Annotated in this window: 14 protein-coding genes and 1 pseudogene; 10 read left to right on the top strand and 5 right to left on the bottom strand. The window is 74.2% G+C overall.

Annotated elements, in window-relative coordinates; translation table 11 throughout:
- Positions 1 to 537: 537 nt before the first annotated feature.
- Complete coding sequence (gene tyrS, locus ABZ807_RS31970; protein WP_357166432.1) at positions 538 to 1,821, bottom strand: tyrosine--tRNA ligase; 1,284 nt, start codon at positions 1,819 to 1,821, stop codon at positions 538 to 540.
- A 106-nt stretch (positions 1,822 to 1,927) separates the two neighbouring features.
- On the opposite strand from tyrS, the gene ABZ807_RS31965 reads away from it, so the two are divergent.
- From ABZ807_RS31965 to ABZ807_RS31950, 4 genes are all read left to right on the top strand, one after another.
- Positions 1,928 to 2,311 carry a PaaI family thioesterase gene (locus tag ABZ807_RS31965; RefSeq protein ID WP_357166429.1) on the top strand — a complete coding sequence of 128 codons (384 nt, stop codon included), beginning with the start codon at positions 1,928 to 1,930 and terminating at the stop codon, positions 2,309 to 2,311.
- A gap of 165 nt (positions 2,312 to 2,476) precedes the next feature.
- On the top strand, positions 2,477 to 3,703 hold the full coding sequence (locus ABZ807_RS31960) for a divalent metal cation transporter (RefSeq protein ID WP_357166420.1): 1,227 nt from the start codon (positions 2,477 to 2,479) through the stop codon (positions 3,701 to 3,703).
- Positions 3,700 to 4,080 (top strand): hypothetical protein, encoded by a 381-nt coding sequence (locus tag ABZ807_RS31955; RefSeq protein ID WP_357166417.1) that lies wholly within the window; start codon positions 3,700 to 3,702, stop codon positions 4,078 to 4,080. The genes ABZ807_RS31960 and ABZ807_RS31955 overlap by 4 nt, the downstream gene beginning before the upstream one ends.
- Positions 4,067 to 4,378, top strand: a complete 312-nt coding sequence (locus tag ABZ807_RS31950) for a PRC-barrel domain containing protein (protein ID WP_357166414.1) — start codon at positions 4,067 to 4,069, stop codon at positions 4,376 to 4,378. Before ABZ807_RS31955 ends, ABZ807_RS31950 begins: the two co-directional genes overlap by 14 nt.
- A 114-nt stretch (positions 4,379 to 4,492) precedes the next feature.
- Here the strand turns inward: ABZ807_RS31950 and ABZ807_RS31945 are convergent, their stop codons facing one another.
- Both ABZ807_RS31945 and ABZ807_RS31940 read right to left on the bottom strand, forming a co-directional pair.
- Entirely contained in the window at positions 4,493 to 5,125 is a 633-nt protein-coding gene (locus tag ABZ807_RS31945; RefSeq protein WP_357166411.1) for a hypothetical protein, read from the bottom strand.
- Between the two features lie 10 nt (positions 5,126 to 5,135).
- Complete coding sequence (locus ABZ807_RS31940; RefSeq protein ID WP_357166426.1) at positions 5,136 to 5,636, bottom strand: GNAT family N-acetyltransferase; 501 nt, start codon at positions 5,634 to 5,636, stop codon at positions 5,136 to 5,138.
- 255 nt (positions 5,637 to 5,891) lie between these two features.
- Between ABZ807_RS31940 and ABZ807_RS31935 the strand changes: the two genes are divergently transcribed.
- The 4 genes from ABZ807_RS31935 to pflA all read left to right on the top strand — a co-directional run bounded on the left by ABZ807_RS31935 (position 5,892) and on the right by pflA (position 10,452).
- On the top strand, positions 5,892 to 6,254 hold the full coding sequence (locus tag ABZ807_RS31935) for a hypothetical protein (RefSeq protein ID WP_357166408.1): 363 nt from the start codon (positions 5,892 to 5,894) through the stop codon (positions 6,252 to 6,254).
- Positions 6,255 to 6,317: 63 nt separating this feature from the next.
- Positions 6,318 to 7,328: a zinc-dependent alcohol dehydrogenase gene (locus tag ABZ807_RS31930; protein ID WP_357166405.1), complete on the top strand. Its 1,011-nt coding sequence runs from the start codon at positions 6,318 to 6,320 to the stop codon at positions 7,326 to 7,328.
- A 77-nt stretch (positions 7,329 to 7,405) separates the two neighbouring features.
- Positions 7,406 to 9,649, top strand: coding sequence for a formate C-acetyltransferase (gene pflB / locus ABZ807_RS31925; protein WP_357166402.1), 2,244 nt, complete (start codon positions 7,406 to 7,408; stop codon positions 9,647 to 9,649).
- Positions 9,650 to 9,699: 50 nt separating this feature from the next.
- Positions 9,700 to 10,452 (top strand): pyruvate formate-lyase-activating protein, encoded by a 753-nt coding sequence (pflA, locus tag ABZ807_RS31920; protein ID WP_357166423.1) that lies wholly within the window; start codon positions 9,700 to 9,702, stop codon positions 10,450 to 10,452.
- Positions 10,453 to 10,644: 192 nt separating this feature from the next.
- Here pflA and ABZ807_RS31915 read toward each other — a convergent pair whose 3' ends face one another.
- Positions 10,645 to 11,115, bottom strand: a complete 471-nt coding sequence (locus tag ABZ807_RS31915; RefSeq protein ID WP_357166399.1) for a cyclic nucleotide-binding domain-containing protein — start codon at positions 11,113 to 11,115, stop codon at positions 10,645 to 10,647.
- A 370-nt stretch (positions 11,116 to 11,485) separates the two neighbouring features.
- On the opposite strand from ABZ807_RS31915, the gene ABZ807_RS31910 reads away from it, so the two are divergent.
- Together ABZ807_RS31910 and ABZ807_RS31905 are read left to right on the top strand one after the other, a co-directional pair.
- Positions 11,486 to 14,128: a cation-transporting P-type ATPase gene (locus ABZ807_RS31910; RefSeq protein WP_357166396.1), complete on the top strand. Its 2,643-nt coding sequence runs from the start codon at positions 11,486 to 11,488 to the stop codon at positions 14,126 to 14,128.
- A 155-nt stretch (positions 14,129 to 14,283) separates the two neighbouring features.
- Positions 14,284 to 15,180 carry a universal stress protein gene (locus ABZ807_RS31905; RefSeq protein WP_357166393.1) on the top strand — a complete coding sequence of 299 codons (897 nt, stop codon included), beginning with the start codon at positions 14,284 to 14,286 and terminating at the stop codon, positions 15,178 to 15,180.
- Between the two features lie 11 nt (positions 15,181 to 15,191).
- Here the strand turns inward: ABZ807_RS31905 and ABZ807_RS31900 are convergent.
- Positions 15,192 to 15,345: pseudogene (locus ABZ807_RS31900) on the bottom strand (3-methyl-2-oxobutanoate hydroxymethyltransferase); the annotation flags it as partial.

The following is a 15,345-nucleotide window of genomic DNA, read 5'->3' as shown; positions in this document are numbered from 1 at the left end:
CTTATCAAGCACCCTGTTGAGTTCTCAAAGAACAACCACACACCATCTAGAAGCTCTACTCCGTAGAACCCCCGTCCGGGGCATTTCGTTCGTCCGTGTCCGCCGCTCTCGCGCCGGGCACTTTTACTACGCTACCCGGTGATATCCGCCGTGTCAAACCGCTCTGTTGCGATCCGCACCACTTCCACCACAATTCCGGGCACCACAATTCGACCGGCTTGCGCCGCTCTATTCATGGCTTCCGACAGGCCGGCCGCTGCGGTCTCCCGCATGCTCGCCCGGTGCCCTGCCGGCGATGAACCATACCCGGTCGGCTCCGCCTCACCAAATCGACCCACAGGTCAATTCGGGGCACCGCCCGGTCCCGGGCTCCGAAGGGTAGGCCCTCGGTCCGGGAAGCTCATCTCCCGCGCTCCGGCCTCCAGGTCTTTCGCCCTGTTTCGTCCGTTCCGCGCTGGCAGAGAGAAAGGTACGCGCCCGGCGAGTTGATCGTCAACTCGGCCGGGCGCGTCCCACGTCACACCCTCGAGCGGCGCGCTATCCGCGCAGCTCAACCCCCGCGAAGGAGCGCTTGCCGCGACGCAGCACCAGGTACCGCCCGTGCAGCAGGTCCTCCGGCGCGACCGTCGCGTCCACCTCGGCCACGCGGGTGTTGTTGACGTAGGCGCCGCCCTCGGCGATCACCCGCCTCGCCTCCTTGAGGCTCGGCACCAGGCCGGAGTCGCGCAGCAACCCGGCCACGTCGGGCAGTTCGGTCAGGTGGACCAGACCGGCCTCGGTCAGCGCGGCGCGCAGCGTCTCCGGCGTCAGGTCGTCGAGCGACCCCCGACCGAAGAGCGCCTGGCTCGCGGTCACGGCCTGGGCCATCTCCCGCTCCCCGTGCACCAGGGTGGTCAGCTCCTCCGCGAGGGCCCGCTGGGCCAACCGGGCGGCCGGCCGCTCGGCGGTCTCCTTCTCCAGCGCCTCGATCTCCTCCCGAGAGCGGAAGCTGAAGTAGCGCAGGTAGCGGGTGACATCCCGGTCGTCGGCGTTGACCCAGAACTGGTAGAAGGCGTACGGGCTGGTCATCTCCGGGTCCAGCCAGACGGCACCGCCCTCGGTCTTGCCGATCTTCGTCCCGTCCGACTTGGTCACCAGCGGGGTGGTAAAGGCCTGCACCGGGCCGGCACCCCGGCGCCGGACGTAGTCGACGCCGGCGGTGATGTTGCCCCACTGGTCGGAGCCGCCGTACTGGAGCTGGCAGCCGTGCCGGCGGTGCAGCTCGAAGAAGTCGTTGGCCTGCAGCAGCTGGTAGCTGAACTCGGTGAAGCTGATGCCGGTCTCCAGCCGGGCCTTGACCACCTCCCGGGCGAGCATCTTGTTCACCGGGAAGTGCTTGCCGACGTCGCGCAGGAACTCGACCACCGACATCTCGCCGGTCCAGTCCAGGTTGTTGACCAGTTGCGCCGCATTCTCCCCGGTGTACGAGACGAAGGGCGAAAGCTGGTCGCGGATGCGCTGGACCCAGCCGGCGACCACCTCCGGCGGGTTGAGCGTCCGCTCGGCGCTCTCCTTCGGATCGCCGATCTGCCCGGTCGCCCCGCCCACCAGCAGCAGCGGGCAGTGGCCGGCGAGCTGGAGCCGGCGGGCGGTGGTGACCTGCATGAGGTGGCCGACGTGCAGGCTGGGCGCGGTCGGATCGAAGCCCACATAGAAGGTGGCCGGCCCGCCGTCGAGCAGCTCGCGCAGCTCGTCGAGGCCGGTCGAGTCCTGGATCAGGCCCCGCCACCGCAGGTCTTCGGTCAGGGAGTCCCGCCCGTGCGGGAGGTTGCTGTCGGTCACGGTCACCGATTCTCCCCCATGACGGGCCCCGGACCGTACCGGGTTTGGCCTCCCGGCCGGTTGACTAGGCTGGCGGCTCCGCGAGGCGAGGAGGAACGTCGTGGAGATGCCGGACCTGACGGGCGGCCTGGTTGCCCTGCTCGGGCTGAAGTTGGACGAGGTCGGCCCGGACCGGGTGGTCATCCGCTGGGAGGTCCGCCCCGAGCTGCACCAACCGTTCGGCATCCAGCACGGCGGCGTGTACTGCGCGGTGGTGGAGACCGCGGCGAGCGTGGGCGGGTCGATCTGGCTCGGCGGGCGCGGGACGGTCGTCGGCGTGTCCAACCAGACGGACTTCCTGCGCGCGGTCCGCGACGGCGAGCTGACCGCCGTCGGCACTCCGGTGCACCGTGGACGCAGCCAGCAGTTGTGGCAGGTGGAGATCACCGACGGGGAGGGGCGGCTGGTCTCGCGCGGTCAGGTCCGGTTGCAGAACCTCACGGTCGGCTGACCGACAACCCGCTGCCGGCGCCCGGCGGACCGGTGACGTGCGCCGTGCGCGGGGGTCGGCGGCACGCCACGTCCCGGCGGTGACCGAGCCTGCCTGATTCGCCAGGAAAGGGGCGCTCGCGCCGCTATCGTCGGCTTCGATGACACCGGCCGACGCCCATCCGACGTGAAGAAGCTCCTCGCCGTCACGCTCGGCGTGCTGTCGGCCATCGGAGGCTTCGTCGACATCGGCGACCTGGTGGCCGCGAGCCAGGCCGGCGCGCGGTTCGGGATGGCGCACTCCTGGGTACTGGTGGTCGGGGTCGTCGGGATCTGCGCGTACGCGGAAATGGCCGGCCGGATCGCGGCGGTGAGCGGCCGGGCGGTCTTCGACCTGATCCGGGAGCGGCTGGGACCGCGGGTCGCGCTGCTCAACCTGGTCGCCTCCTACCTGGTCACGGTGCTGACCCTGGCCGCCGAGCTGGGCGGCATGGCGCTCGCCCTGCAGCTGGCCTCCCGGGTGAGCTACCTGCTCTGGGTGCCGGTGGCCGGCTTCGCCGTCTGGCTGGTGCTGTGGCGAATGCGCTTCCAGCTGATGGAGCGGGTCTTCGGGCTGGCCGGACTGTCGCTGGCGGTCTTCGCGCTCGCGCTGTTCTGGCTGCCCACCGACTGGGGGGCGCTCGCCCGGGGGGCACTGCATCCGGGGGCCGCCGGGCAGGGATGGGAAGCCTACTGGTTCGTGGCGGTGGCGCTGTTCGCCTCCACGGTCAGCCCGTACGAGGTCTTCTTCTTCTCCTCCGGCGGGGTGGAGGAGAACTGGAGCGCGGCCGACCTGGCCGACGCCCGGTCGAACGTGCTGGTCGGCTTCCCCGTGGGCGGGTTCCTCGCCCTGTCGCTGGTGGCCACCGCCGCGGTGGTCTTCCACCCGACGGGGGCCTCGCTGTCGACGCTCGACCAGGTGGCCGCGCCGGTGGTCACCGCGTTCGGCGGGGTGGGGCTGGCGATCGCCGCGCTGGCATTCTTCGCGGTCACCTTCGGCGCCGCCCTCGAAACCGGGATCTCCGCCGCGTACGCGGCGGCGCAGTACTTCGGCTGGCAGTGGGGCAAGCGGGTCAGTCCCCGGGACGCGGCCCGTTTCCACAGCGTGCTGCTGGTCAGCGTGCTGCTCGGCGTGCTGGTGCTGTTCACCACGATCGACCCGGTCCAGCTCACCGAGTACATGCTGATCGCCAGCGCGGTGGTGCTGCCGCTGACGTACCTGCCGATCCTGATCGTGGCCAACGACCGGACGTACCTGGGCGACCGGGTCAACGGGCCGCTGCTCAACCTGCTCGGGGCGGTGTTCCTGGTGGTGATCGTGGCTGCCTCGGTGGCCGCGATCCCCCTGGCCATCGCGACGGGGCTGGGCCGATGAGGCTCCAGCTGGGCCGGCAGCTGCTCGACCGGCAGATCGTCGACTCCGACGGCCTGCTGGTCGGCAAGGTCGACGACGTGGAGTTCGGCGTCGACGCCGACGGGATCCCGTACGTGGCGTTCCTGCTCACCGGCCAGGTGGCGCTCGCCCAGCGGATCGGCGGATGGATCGGCCGGCTCATGGTGGCGGTCGCCGACCGGCTCACCGACGACCCGCCCATGCGACCGCACCGCATCCCGTTCACCCAGGTCGCGCGGATCGACAGTGCGGTACGGCTGCGAACCCGCGCGGACGAACTGCCCTGGCCACCGGCGGAGGCCTGGCTGCGCCGGCACCTGATCGACCGGATCCCGGGAGCCCACCGTGCGAGCGGGTGAGCTGCTCGGCCGCGTCGCGTACGACCTGCACGGCCGGCGGCTCGGCCGGGTGGTGGACGTGGTGGTGCGCGGCGGCTTCCCGGACGGCCGGCTGCGGCTGACCGACGTGATCGTCACCCGACACTGGTGGAGCCGGGTGGTCGGGCGGCTGATCGGGGCGGAGCGGCACCCGTCGGGGCCGTGGGCGATCCGGGTGGTGGCCCGGGCGCTGAGCCGCGGCACCCGGCAGCTCCCCGCCGACCAGGTGCAGCTCCTCCCGCCGGTGCCCGGCTTCCCGTTCGGCGACCCGGCGCGCTGAGTCCCGGCGCGGCCGGGCCGTCGGTGCGGCGCCGGACGGGAGGACCCGGCCGGCGTACGCGTGCCAATTGCCCAATGGGCGGGCCGGCGAATCCTCTCCGGGTCAGGCGGCGGTCTACACCCCGGCGGGCGTCGGCAGGTCGAGCACGTACGAGCCGCCCTCGGGGCGGAACCCGAGCCGGTGGTAGTAGGGGGCGATCATGCCGGGCGGGCTGACCACCCGGCGAAAGCCCCGGTCGGTGAAGAGACTGCTGCGCCGGTAGACGAACTCGCCCGGGGTGAAGTCACGGAACCGCGGGGTGACATAGTCCAGGTCGATCTGGGCGATCCCGTCGGCCTCGGCGTGCGACAGCACCACGCCGACCACCTCGTCGGCCTTGACCACCAGGAACGCCGACCGGTCCGCGGCGTGCGACTCCCAGCGGAACGCCGGGTTGAACCGGGCGATGTCGGCGGCGTGCACCCGCAGCGTGTGCGCCAGGAACTGGTCGCCGACGCCCACCTCGACCGCCTGGTAGGTCTGCTCGTCGTGCCGGGTGGCCAGCATCTTGCGCAGGTACCAGATGTTGATCACGGCGAGCACCACGTTCAGGCCGACCATCGGCCAGACCTGCACCGCGGCGTTGTAGCCGATCAGGATCAGACAGCCGACCAGGTTGAGCGCGCGCAGCCGCAGGATGCGCGTCTGCAGCAGGGACCAGACCAGCAGCGCGGAGCCGGCCCAGCCGACGAGTTCCAGCCAGTTCACCCCGGGGAGACTAGTGGTCGCGCTGGTCAGCCGCCTCGGCGGGTAACTCCAGCACCCACTCCTCGACCTCCGTGCCGCGGCCGGCGGCGTACCCGGAGTCCTCGCCGACCACGACGAAGCCGCACTTGCGCAGCACGGCGAGGGAGGCGCGGTTGTCCTTGGCGGCGCGGGCGTGCACCGGCCGCTGCGGCAACTCGCGCAGGAGGGCGGCGAGCGCCGCGGTGGCGTACCCCTGGCCCCAGCGTCGCGGGTCGATCCAGTAGCTGACCTCGGTGCGCTCCTCGACCGGGAAGGCGACCACGTGCCCGACCACCTCGCCGCCGACGGTGGCGGTGCGCACGACGATCCGCGGGTCGGCACGGATCCGGCGCCAGTGCGCGTCGAAGGCCGCCCGGTCGGCCGGGTCGGCGGGGCCGAAGGCCGCCATCCAGGCGGCCTGCGGATCCTGCTCGTGGGCGAAGAGGACGGGCAGGTCGTCGTCGCGCACCGGCCGCAGCTGGAGGACGGGCAGGTCGTCGTCGCGCACCTGGCACAGCTCGAGGTCGGCGGTCACGCCCCCGGACGATACGCACCCACTCGACAACCCCGGGACCTCTGGCCCGGTGGGCGTACCGTCCGGCCCTGCCGGCGCGGCCCGGCGCATTGGTACCAACGGATGGAGCGGTCCGTGCGGTAGGAGTGGAGGCCGGGGCCATGGCCACGTACGTCTACGGGCCGCCGTCGACCCCGCCACCGGCACGTCCGACTCCCGTTAGGAGGCCCTCCGATGACCGCGATCCTCAACCCGACCGGCCCCGCCCCGCTGATCCCGCCACCGCGGCGGGCGCCGGAGCCGGCGGTGGCGCCCGCGCCGGGCGTACCCGTGGGACCGGTGCTGGAGCTGCCCGGCACGCCGGCGGCGGCGCTGGTGCCGGTGACCCGCGACGGCCGGGCGGTCGGGGCGTTCGGCCTGGCCGGCGGGCGGGTCCGCTACCGGTCGCTGCCCGACCCCGACCAGGTGCTCGCCGCGGCGGCCGGTGTGGTCGCCGCCGCGCTGCTCACCGCTGCGGTGCTGGCGGCCAGCCGGCGCCGGGGCGGTACGGGCGGTACGGGTCTTTGGTCCCGGGAGGGGTCGGTCCTGCGCCTCTGACCGGCGGGACGCGGCCGGACGAGGCTGGTGGTGGAAGCGAAGAGCAGATCAGGGAGGGCCCCGATGCGCGCAACCGTCGTCACCTCGTTCGACCAGCCGCTGGAGATCTTCGACCTGCCCGTGCCGGAGCCCGGCCCGGGCGAGATCCTGGTCCGGATCGAGGCGAGCGGGCTGTGCCACACCGACATCCACGCCGCGCACGGCGACTGGCCGGTCAAGCCGAACCCGCCGTTCGTGCCCGGCCACGAGGGGGTCGGCATCGTCGAGCGGGTCGGCCCGGGCGTCACCGAGCACGCCGTCGGGCACCGGGTGGCCCTGCCCTGGCTCGGCTGGGCCTGCGGCACCTGCGAGTACTGCGTGACCGGCTGGGAGACGCTGTGCGAGTCGCAGCGCAACACCGGGTACGCGGTGGACGGCGCGCACGCCGAGTACGCCGTCGCGACGGCCCGTTACGCGGTGCGCGTGCCCGACGGGCTGGACCCGTTCGAGGCGGCCCCGCTCAGCTGCGCGGGCGTGACCACGTACAAGGCGGTGAAGGTGGCCGGGGTGCGACCCGGCGACCGGGTGGCGATCTTCGGCATCGGCGGCCTCGGGCACCTCGCCCAGCAGTACGCGCAGCTCTTCGGCGGCGAGATCGTCGCGGTCGACGTGACCGTGGACAAGCTCGACCTGGCCACCTCCCTCGGCGCCACCCACACCGTCAACGCGGCCGGGACCGACCCGGTCGAGGCGGTCACCGCCCTGGGCGGGGTGGACGTGGCGATCGTGCTCGCCGCCAGCCCCGCCGTGATCGAGCAGGCGCACCGCTGCCTGCGCCGCGGGGGCCGGCTGGTGCTGGTGTCACTGCCCAGGGACAACGAGTTCACCCTGCCGGTCTTCGAGACCGTACTCAAGGGCATCACGGTGATCGGCTCGATCGTCGGCACCCGGGCCGACCTGGCCGAGGTGTTCCGCCTGCACGCGGCCGGGCGCACCCGGGTCAGCTACGAGGTCCGCAAGCTCGACGAGATCAACGAGGCCATGGCGGACGTGCTGGCCGGCCGGGTCACCGCCCGGCTGGTGCTCCAGCCGTGATCGGCGCCCACCACCCGCCCGCCGGCCCGGCGGCCGGCGGGACCGCCATCCCCGCACCGAGCCCGGAGGGACAGATCATGACCGGCACCGCTCACCTCGACCCGTGGCGCGGCTTCGTCGGCACGGCGTGGCGGGACGCCGTCGACGTCGCCGACTTCGTCCGGGCCAACCACGAGCCGTACACCGGCGACGGGGCGTTCCTGACCGGGCCGACCTGCCGGACCCTGGAAATCTGGGGTGCGCTGCAGAAGCTCTTCGTGCAGGAGCGCCGCCGCGGCGTGTTCGACATCGACGTCGCCACCCCCTCGACCATCACTTCGCACGCCCCCGGCTGGATCGACCGGGAGCGGGAGCTGATCGTCGGTCTGCAGACCGACGCGCCGCTGCGCCGGGCCATCATGCCGGCCGGCGGGCTGCGGATGGTGGAGAACGCGCTGGCCGCGTACGGCTTCGAGGCCGACCCGCAGGTGCACCGGATCTTCACGGCGTACCGGAAGACGCACAACGACGCGGTCTTCGACGCGTACCCGGCCGGCGTGCTGGCTGCGCGGCGCTCGCACGTGATCACCGGGCTGCCCGACGCGTACGGGCGGGGCCGGATCATCGGCGACTACCGCCGGGTGGCGCTCTACGGCGTCGACCGGCTGGTCGCCGAGCGCCGGGCGCGCAAGGCGGCCCTGGACGACCTGCCGTCGACCGACGAGGTGATCCGGGACCGCGAGGAGCTGGCCGAGCAGATCCGCGCGCTGGGCGAGCTGAGGCAGCTGGCCGCCGGCTACGGGTACGACATCTCCGGTCCGGCGACCTGCGGCCGGGAGGCGATCCAGTGGCTGTACTTCGCGTACCTGGCCGCGACGAAGGAGCAGAACGGCGCGGCGATGTCGCTCGGGCGCACCGCCACCTTCGCCGACGTCTACCTGCGGCGGGACCTGGCCGAGGGGCGCCTGACCGAGATGGCCGCCCAGGAGCTGGTCGACGACTTCGTGATCAAGCTGCGGATCATCCGGTTCCTGCGCACCCCCGAGTACGACCAGCTCTTCTCCGGCGACCCCACCTGGGTGACGGAGTCGCTGGGCGGAATGGGCGCCGACGGCCGGCCGCTGGTGACCCGGACCAGCTTCCGCTACCTGCAGACCCTCTACAACCTCGGCCCGGCGCCGGAGCCGAACCTCACCGTGCTCTGGTCGCCGCGACTGCCCGCCGGGTTCAAGCGGTTCTGCGCCCAGGTGTCGCTGGACACCAGCGCCATCCAGTACGAGAACGACGAGCTGATCCGTCCGGCGTACGACGACGACACGGCGATCGCCTGCTGCGTGTCGGCCATGCGGGTGGGCCGGGACATGCAGTTCTTCGGCGCCCGGGCCAACCTGGCCAAGGCGCTGCTGTACGCGATCAACGGCGGGCGGGACGAGCTCACCGGCAAGCAGGTCGCCCCGGCGGCCGCGCCCGTCGGCGGGGAGACGCTGGACTACGACGAGGTGCTGGCCGCGTACGACCGGACGCTGGACTGGCTGGCCGAGACGTACGTGGACGCGCTGAACGTCATCCACCACCAGCACGACCGGTACGCGTACGAGCGGCTGGAGATGGCGCTGCACGACCACCCGGTGCGCCGGTTCATGGCCACCGGCATCGCCGGGCTCTCGGTGGCGGTGGACAGCCTCGCCGCGATCCGGTACGGCACGGTCAAGGTGCTGCGCGACGAGACCGGCCTGGCAGTCGACTACCTGGTCGAGGGCGAGCACCCGACGTACGGCAACAACGACGACCGGGCCGACGAGATCGCGGTCTGGCTGGTGGAGACGTTCGCGGAGAAGCTGCGCCGGCAGCGCACATACCGCGACGCGGAGCTGACCATGTCGGTGCTGACCATCACCTCCAACGTGGTGTACGGCCGGCACACCGGCAACACCCCGGACGGCCGGCGGGCCGGTGAGCCGTTCGCGCCGGGGGCGAACCCGATGAACGGCCGGGACACTCACGGCCTGGTGGCGGCCGCGCTGTCGGTGGCGAAGCTGCCGTACGACGCCGCCCGCGACGGCATCTCGCTGACCGGCACGGTCACCCCGGACGGGCTGGGCCGGACCCGCCAGGAGCGGATCGACAACCTGGCCGGGGTGCTCGACGGCTACACCGACGCGGGCGGGTTCCACCTCAACGTCAACGTGCTGGACCGGGCCACCCTGATCGACGCGATGACGCACCCGGAGCGTTACCCGCAGCTGACCGTGCGGGTCTCCGGGTACGCGGTGAACTTCGTCCGGCTCACCCCGGAGCAGCAGCGGGACGTGGTGTCCCGGACCTTCCACGGGTCGCTGTGACCGTCCGGCCGCCGTCGCCGTCCGGGCTCCCCGAGCCCGGACGGGCCGCCGTGGCCGGCCGGCGCGGCGACGGGTTGACCGGGGCGGTGCACTCCTGGGACGTCTCGGTCGGGGTGGACGGCCCGGGCACCCGGTTCGTGGCCTTCCTCGCCGGCTGCCCGCTGCGCTGCCGCTACTGCCACAGCCCGGACACCTGGTACCGGCGCAGCGGGCGGCACCGCACGGTGGATGAGCTGATGACCGAGATCGCGCGGTACCGCCGGTTCATCTCGGTCGCCGGCGGCGGGGTCACCCTCAGCGGCGGCGAGCCGCTGATGCAGCCCCGGTTCACCGGCGAGGTGCTGCGCCGCTGCCACGCCCTCGGCCTGCACACCGCGCTGGACACCTCCGGCTTCCTCGGCGCCCGCGCCGACGACGCCCTGCTCGACGCCACCGACCTGGTGCTGCTCGACGTCAAGTCCTGGGACCCGGCCACCTACCGGCGGGTGACCCGCACCGGGGCCGTCGCGCCGACGCTGCGGTTCGGCCGCCGGCTGGCCGCGCGCGGTATCCCGATCTGGATCCGGTTCGTGCTGGTGCCCGGGCTGACCGACGCGGTGGAGAACGTCGCTGGCATCGCCGACTTCGCCGCCGGACTGGCCACCGTGCAGCGGGTCGAGGTGCTGCCGTTCCACCGGCTCGGCGCGCACAAGTACGCCGAGCTGGGGCTGACCTTCCCGCTCGCGGACACCGCACCGCCCGCCCCGGAGCTGCTGTCCCGGGTACGCGGCCAGTTCGCCGAGCGGGGGCTGACCGTGTACTGACGGCGCCGCCGTCCGGCGGCCGGCCGGTCGCTGGAGGTGGACGAGCTGGTCGTGCACCGGCGCGCCGACCCGGGACGGGACGGCGACGGATAGCGGACGGTGTCCACCGCTCGCCGCGCGTACCCTGATCGGCCGGTGGCGCGGCCATGGGTGGTGGCCGGCCGGCGCCCCGCGACCGCAGGGGCGGGCGGATCAGCTCGCCGACGACGTCGGGTAGCCGTACAGGTCCAGCAGCCGCACCCGGGACGCCTGGAGCCGGTCCACCACCACGCTCATGAACCGGGTGGTCAGCTGCCGGCCGAGCGCGTCGTCGCCCTCCATCAACCGGCGCACTCCCTCGGCGGTGAACTCGACGGTGGTGGTGCGCCGGACGGCGACCGCGCCGAACTGCCAGCGGTACGGCGGGAAGAGCCAGGACCAGCCGAGCACCCCGCCCGGGCCGATCGCCTCGATGCCGACGTCGCCCCGTCCGGGGACCGGGAAGTCCAGCGCCACCTCGCCGCCCCGGACCAGCCAGAACCGCTCCGCCGGCTGGCCGGCGCGGAACACCCGGTGGCCGGGATGCCAGACCACCGGCCGGGCGTACCCGGTCAGCGGGGGCAGCCACTCCTGCGGCAGCCCGGTCAGGAATGGGTGCTCACGCAGCATGTCCAGCGGGGTCATGGCCTGGTCCTCTTCACCGGGGGTGGGGCCCGGCGAACCGCCGGGCCCCGGTTGTCGGCTCAGCTCTTCCCACCGTGCTTCACCGTGACCGGGATCTCCTGGGCGGTCGGCTCGGTCTCGCCGACCGTCGCGGTGATCTGGAGGATGCCGTCGGCGTACCGGGCGGCGATGGTCTCCGGCGACGGTGGACATCGTCGACCTCCTTGTCGCTAGTCCTGACCCCCATCCCACTCCGCGCCGTCCGGTGGCGTCAGGGCCGATGGTCCCGGGCCCGGCGGGCGCAACGCCTCTGCCCCATGCCGGGCCACAGCGGGACGGTGGCAAGGGGACGGCGTGCCCCGACGCGCGCGAGGTGGGGAGGTCAGCGGTGATGAGGACCGGCGAACGGGGCGGGACGCGGGAGGGCACCCGCGACTGGGCCGCCCCGGTAGGGCTCCGGGCGGCCGAGGCCGCCGCCCGGCTCCGCGCCGACGGTCCCAACACGGTCGCCCCGCCGGCCCGCCGGCACCTGGCCGTACGCGTCCTGCACCAGCTCACCGACCCGCTGGTGGCGCTGCTGATCGCCGCGGCCGTGGTCACCACCGTGCTCGGCGACTATCCGGACACCGCGGTGATCGTGCTGGTCGTGCTGGTCAACACCGCCATCGGCGTGGTGCAGGAGGTCCGCGCGGACCGGGCGATCGCCGCGCTGGACCAGCTCGGCGCGCCCACCGCCCGAGTGGTCCGGGACGGCCGCGACCTGCTGGTGCCGGCCGCCGAGGTCGTCCGGGGCGATCTGGTCCGGGTCGAGGCCGGTGACGTCGTCCCGGCCGACCTGCTGCTCACCGAGGCGAGCCGGCTGCACCTGGACGAGTCCGCGCTGACCGGCGAGGCGGTGCCGGTCGGGCGCACCGCCGGCGAGGAGGCGCTGGCCGGGACGGTGGTCACCACCGGCCGGGGCGCCGGCGCCGTGGTCCGGACGGGATCGGCCAGCGCGCTGGGCCGGATCAGCGCCCTGGTGGCCGGCACCCGGCCCGCCGCCACCCCGTTGCAGCGCCGGCTCGTCGGGCTGGGCCGGCTGCTCGGCCTGGTCGCGGTGGTGCTGTCCGCACTGGTCTTCGTGCTGGGCGTGATCGGCGGCCGGCCGGTGGTGGACATGGCGATCACGGCGGTGAGCCTGGTGGTGGCGGCGGTGCCCGAGTCGCTGCCGGCGGTGGTGACCCTGGCGCTGGCGCTGGGCGCCCGCCGGATGGCCGGGGCGCACGCCATCCCGCGCCGGCTGCACGCCGTGGAGACGCTCGGCTCGGTGACCGTGATCGCGTCCGACAAGACCGGCACGCTCACCGAGGGACGGATGGCGGTGCAGCAGGCGGTGACCGCCGACGGGGCGCGCTACGCGGTCACCGGCACCGGGTACGCCCCGTACGGCCACGTGCACCGGGGCGGGTCGGCGGTGCCCGTACCGGAGGAGCTGCGCCGGCTGGCGCGGGCCGGGCTGCTGTGCAGCGACGCCGCGCTGTCGGCGCCGGACGACGAGCGTCCCGACTGGGGTGCGGTGGGTGACCCGCTGGAGGCGGCGCTGGTCGCCTTCGCCGGCCGCTGCGGCCTCGATCCGGAGGCCACCCGCGCCGCCTGGCCCCGGGTCGCGGAGCACCCCTTCGACCAGGCCACCCGCCGCATGGTCACCGTGCACCGCGCGTGCGACCGGCGGTACCTGGTGGTGTGCAAGGGAGCCCCGGAGAGCGTCCTGGCCGCGCCGCTGGTCGACGCCTCCGACGACGAGGTGGCCGAGCTGACCGCCACCGCCCACCGGCTGGCCGGCGAGGGGCTGCGGGTGCTCGCCGTCGCGACCGCCCTGGTGGACACGGCGCCCGACCCGGCCGCGCCGGCCGGGCTGCGCCCGGTGGGACTCGTCGCCGTCGGCGACCCGCTGCGCACGGGCGCCCCGGAGATCGCCGACAGCTTCGACGCCGCCGGGGTACGGCTGCTGCTGGTCACCGGCGACCACCCGGCCACCGCCGCCGCGATCGGCGGTCAGCTCGGTCTCTGGCGCGACGGCGACCCCCTCGTCCGCGGTGACCACGACGACCCCGCCGCGGCGCCCCCGCAGGCGCGGGTGTTCGCCCGGACCCAGCCGGAGCAGAAGCTCGACATCATCGCCGGCCTCCAGTCGCGGGGACACGTGGTGGCGATGACCGGCGACGGGGTCAACGACGCCCCGGCGCTGCGCCGCGCCGACATCGGGGTGGCGATGGGCGGCGGCACCGAGGTCGCCCGGCAGGCCGCCGACCTGGTGCTGGTCGACGACGACCTGTCCACGGTGGCTGCGGCGATCGGCGAGGGCCGCCGGATCTACGACAACATCCGCCGGTTCCTGCGCTACGCCCTGTCCGGCGGCGTGGCGGAGATCGCGGTGATGCTGCTCGGCCCGCTGTTCGGGCTGGCCGTACCGCTGCTGCCGGCGCAGATCCTCTGGGTCAACCTGCTCACCCACGGCGTGCCGGGGGTGGCGCTCGGCGCGGAACCGGCGGAGCCGGGCACGCTGCGCCGCGCGCCCCGGTCCCCGCAGGAGTCGGTGCTCGGCGGTGGGCTCGGCCGGGACGTTCTGGTCACCGGCGCGCTGATCGCCGCCGTGGTGCTCGGCGCCGGCGTGGTCGCCGCGGACCGGGACCTGCCCTGGCAGTCGGTGGTGTTCGTGGTGCTGGGGCTGGCCCAGCTCGGGGTGGCGCTGGCGGTCCGGGCGCCCCGCCCGACGGGCGCCCGCCGGGCCAACCCGGGCCTGCTGGTCGCGGTCGCCGGGTCGGCGCTGCTACAGGTCGGCGGGGTGCTGCTCGGCCCGCTGCGCGAACTGCTCGGCACCGACCCGCTCGGGCCGGGTGTCCTGCTGGGCTGCGCGACGGTCAGCGCGCTGCCCGGACTCGCCCTGCGGCTGGCCCGCCGCCGGCACCCGGGCGGCGCGCAGACCCTGCCCACGCCCCGGCGTCCGGTCGACGCGCCGGGCGTCGCCGACCGGCACGACGAGCCGGTCGGCTGACCGGCGGCGACCTCGTCGGCGGGCCGCCAGGCGGCCCGCCGACGAGGTCGCCGGGACGGGAGCGGGACGGGACCAACGGCCCGGCGCCCGGGCCGGCCGTCCCTGTCCGGGTAGCCGGCGGCGGACGAGACTGGAGACGAACGAAGGAGGACGTGATGACCATCAGATCCGGTGCTCCCGTGGTGGTGGGCGTGGACGGTTCGCGGTCGGCCCTGGACGCGGTGCGGGTCGCCGCCCGGGAGGCCGCGGCGCGGCACCGTCCGCTGCGGGTGGTGCACGCGTTCATCTGGCCGCTGTTCGGCATGCCGCTGGGCCCGGTGCCCGCCGCCCCGCCCGACGCGGGCCTGCGTCACGAGGCCGAACGGTTCGTCGCCGACGCGGTGACCGAGGCCGGCAAGATCGCACCCGAGGTCGCGGTCACCGGCGAGGTCGTCGACGGCGCGGCCACCCCGGTGCTGCTGCGCGAGTCCCGGGACGCGGCGCTGGTGGTGCTCGGCCACCGCGGGCTCGGCGGCTTCGCCGGGCTGCTGATCGGGTCGGTGGCCGTGCAGGTCTCCGCCCGCGCCGACTGTGCGGTGCTGGTGGTCAAGGGCGAGGCCCGGGCGGACGGACCGGTGCTGGTCGGCGTCGACGGCTCGGCCCTGTCCACCGAGGCGCTGGGCTTCGCCTTCGAGGAGGCCGCGCTGCGGGACACCGGACTGGTGGCGGTGCACGCCTGGCTCACCCCGACCCCGGTCGGTCCCGGCGACATGCTCCCGCTGGTCTACGACGTCGACGCGCTCGCCGCCGAGGAGGAGCGGGTGCTGGCCGAGTCCCTGGCCGGCTGGTCGCAGCGGTACCCGCAGGTGCCGGTGCGGCGCCGGGTGGCGCATGGCGCGCCGGCCCGGGTGCTGGTGGAGGAGTCCGCCGCGGCGCAGCTGACCGTGGTCGGCGCGCACGGCCGGGGTGCCCTCACCGGGCTGCTGCTCGGCTCGGTGAGCCACGCGGTGCTGCACCACTCGCACGGTCCGCTGGCGATCGTCCGGCACCGCCGCGGGGGCGAAAGGTCCTGACCGCCGCCGTCCGCGCCGGCCGCTGCCCGGCCATCGGCGATCACCTCGTCGGCGGTGTCGCCCCGCCCCAGGACCCGGTAGCCGCCCAGGGTGTGCTCGCTCTGTGGAGTGAAGCCGATGTGCGCCATCACCGGGATGCCGGCGCCGACGATCGCGGCGATCTGG

Origin of the sequence: Micromonospora sp. NPDC047548 (assembly GCF_040642975.1) — a bacterium.
In the GTDB taxonomy this organism is placed as follows: Bacteria; Actinomycetota; Actinomycetes; order Mycobacteriales; family Micromonosporaceae; genus Micromonospora.
The sequence above is the reverse complement of the archived record's forward strand: the minus strand, read 5'-3'. Positions and strand labels throughout refer to the sequence as shown.

What these genes read in the sequence shown, in the direction of transcription:
- ABZ807_RS31965 (WP_357166429.1), top strand. Translation starts at nt 1,928, where the DNA reads ATGCCGGACCTGACGGGCGGCCTGGTTGCCCTGCTCGGGCTGAAGTTG.
- ABZ807_RS31955 (WP_357166417.1), top strand. Translation starts at nt 3,700, where the DNA reads ATGAGGCTCCAGCTGGGCCGGCAGCTGCTCGACCGGCAGATCGTCGAC.
- ABZ807_RS31935 (WP_357166408.1), top strand. Translation starts at nt 5,892, where the DNA reads ATGACCGCGATCCTCAACCCGACCGGCCCCGCCCCGCTGATCCCGCCA.
- ABZ807_RS31930 (WP_357166405.1), top strand. Translation starts at nt 6,318, where the DNA reads ATGCGCGCAACCGTCGTCACCTCGTTCGACCAGCCGCTGGAGATCTTC.
- pflB (WP_357166402.1), top strand. Translation starts at nt 7,406, where the DNA reads ATGACCGGCACCGCTCACCTCGACCCGTGGCGCGGCTTCGTCGGCACG.
- ABZ807_RS31915 (WP_357166399.1), bottom strand. Translation starts at nt 11,115, where the DNA reads ATGACCCCGCTGGACATGCTGCGTGAGCACCCATTCCTGACCGGGCTG.
- ABZ807_RS31910 (WP_357166396.1), top strand. Translation starts at nt 11,486, where the DNA reads ATGAGGACCGGCGAACGGGGCGGGACGCGGGAGGGCACCCGCGACTGG.
- ABZ807_RS31905 (WP_357166393.1), top strand. Translation starts at nt 14,284, where the DNA reads ATGACCATCAGATCCGGTGCTCCCGTGGTGGTGGGCGTGGACGGTTCG.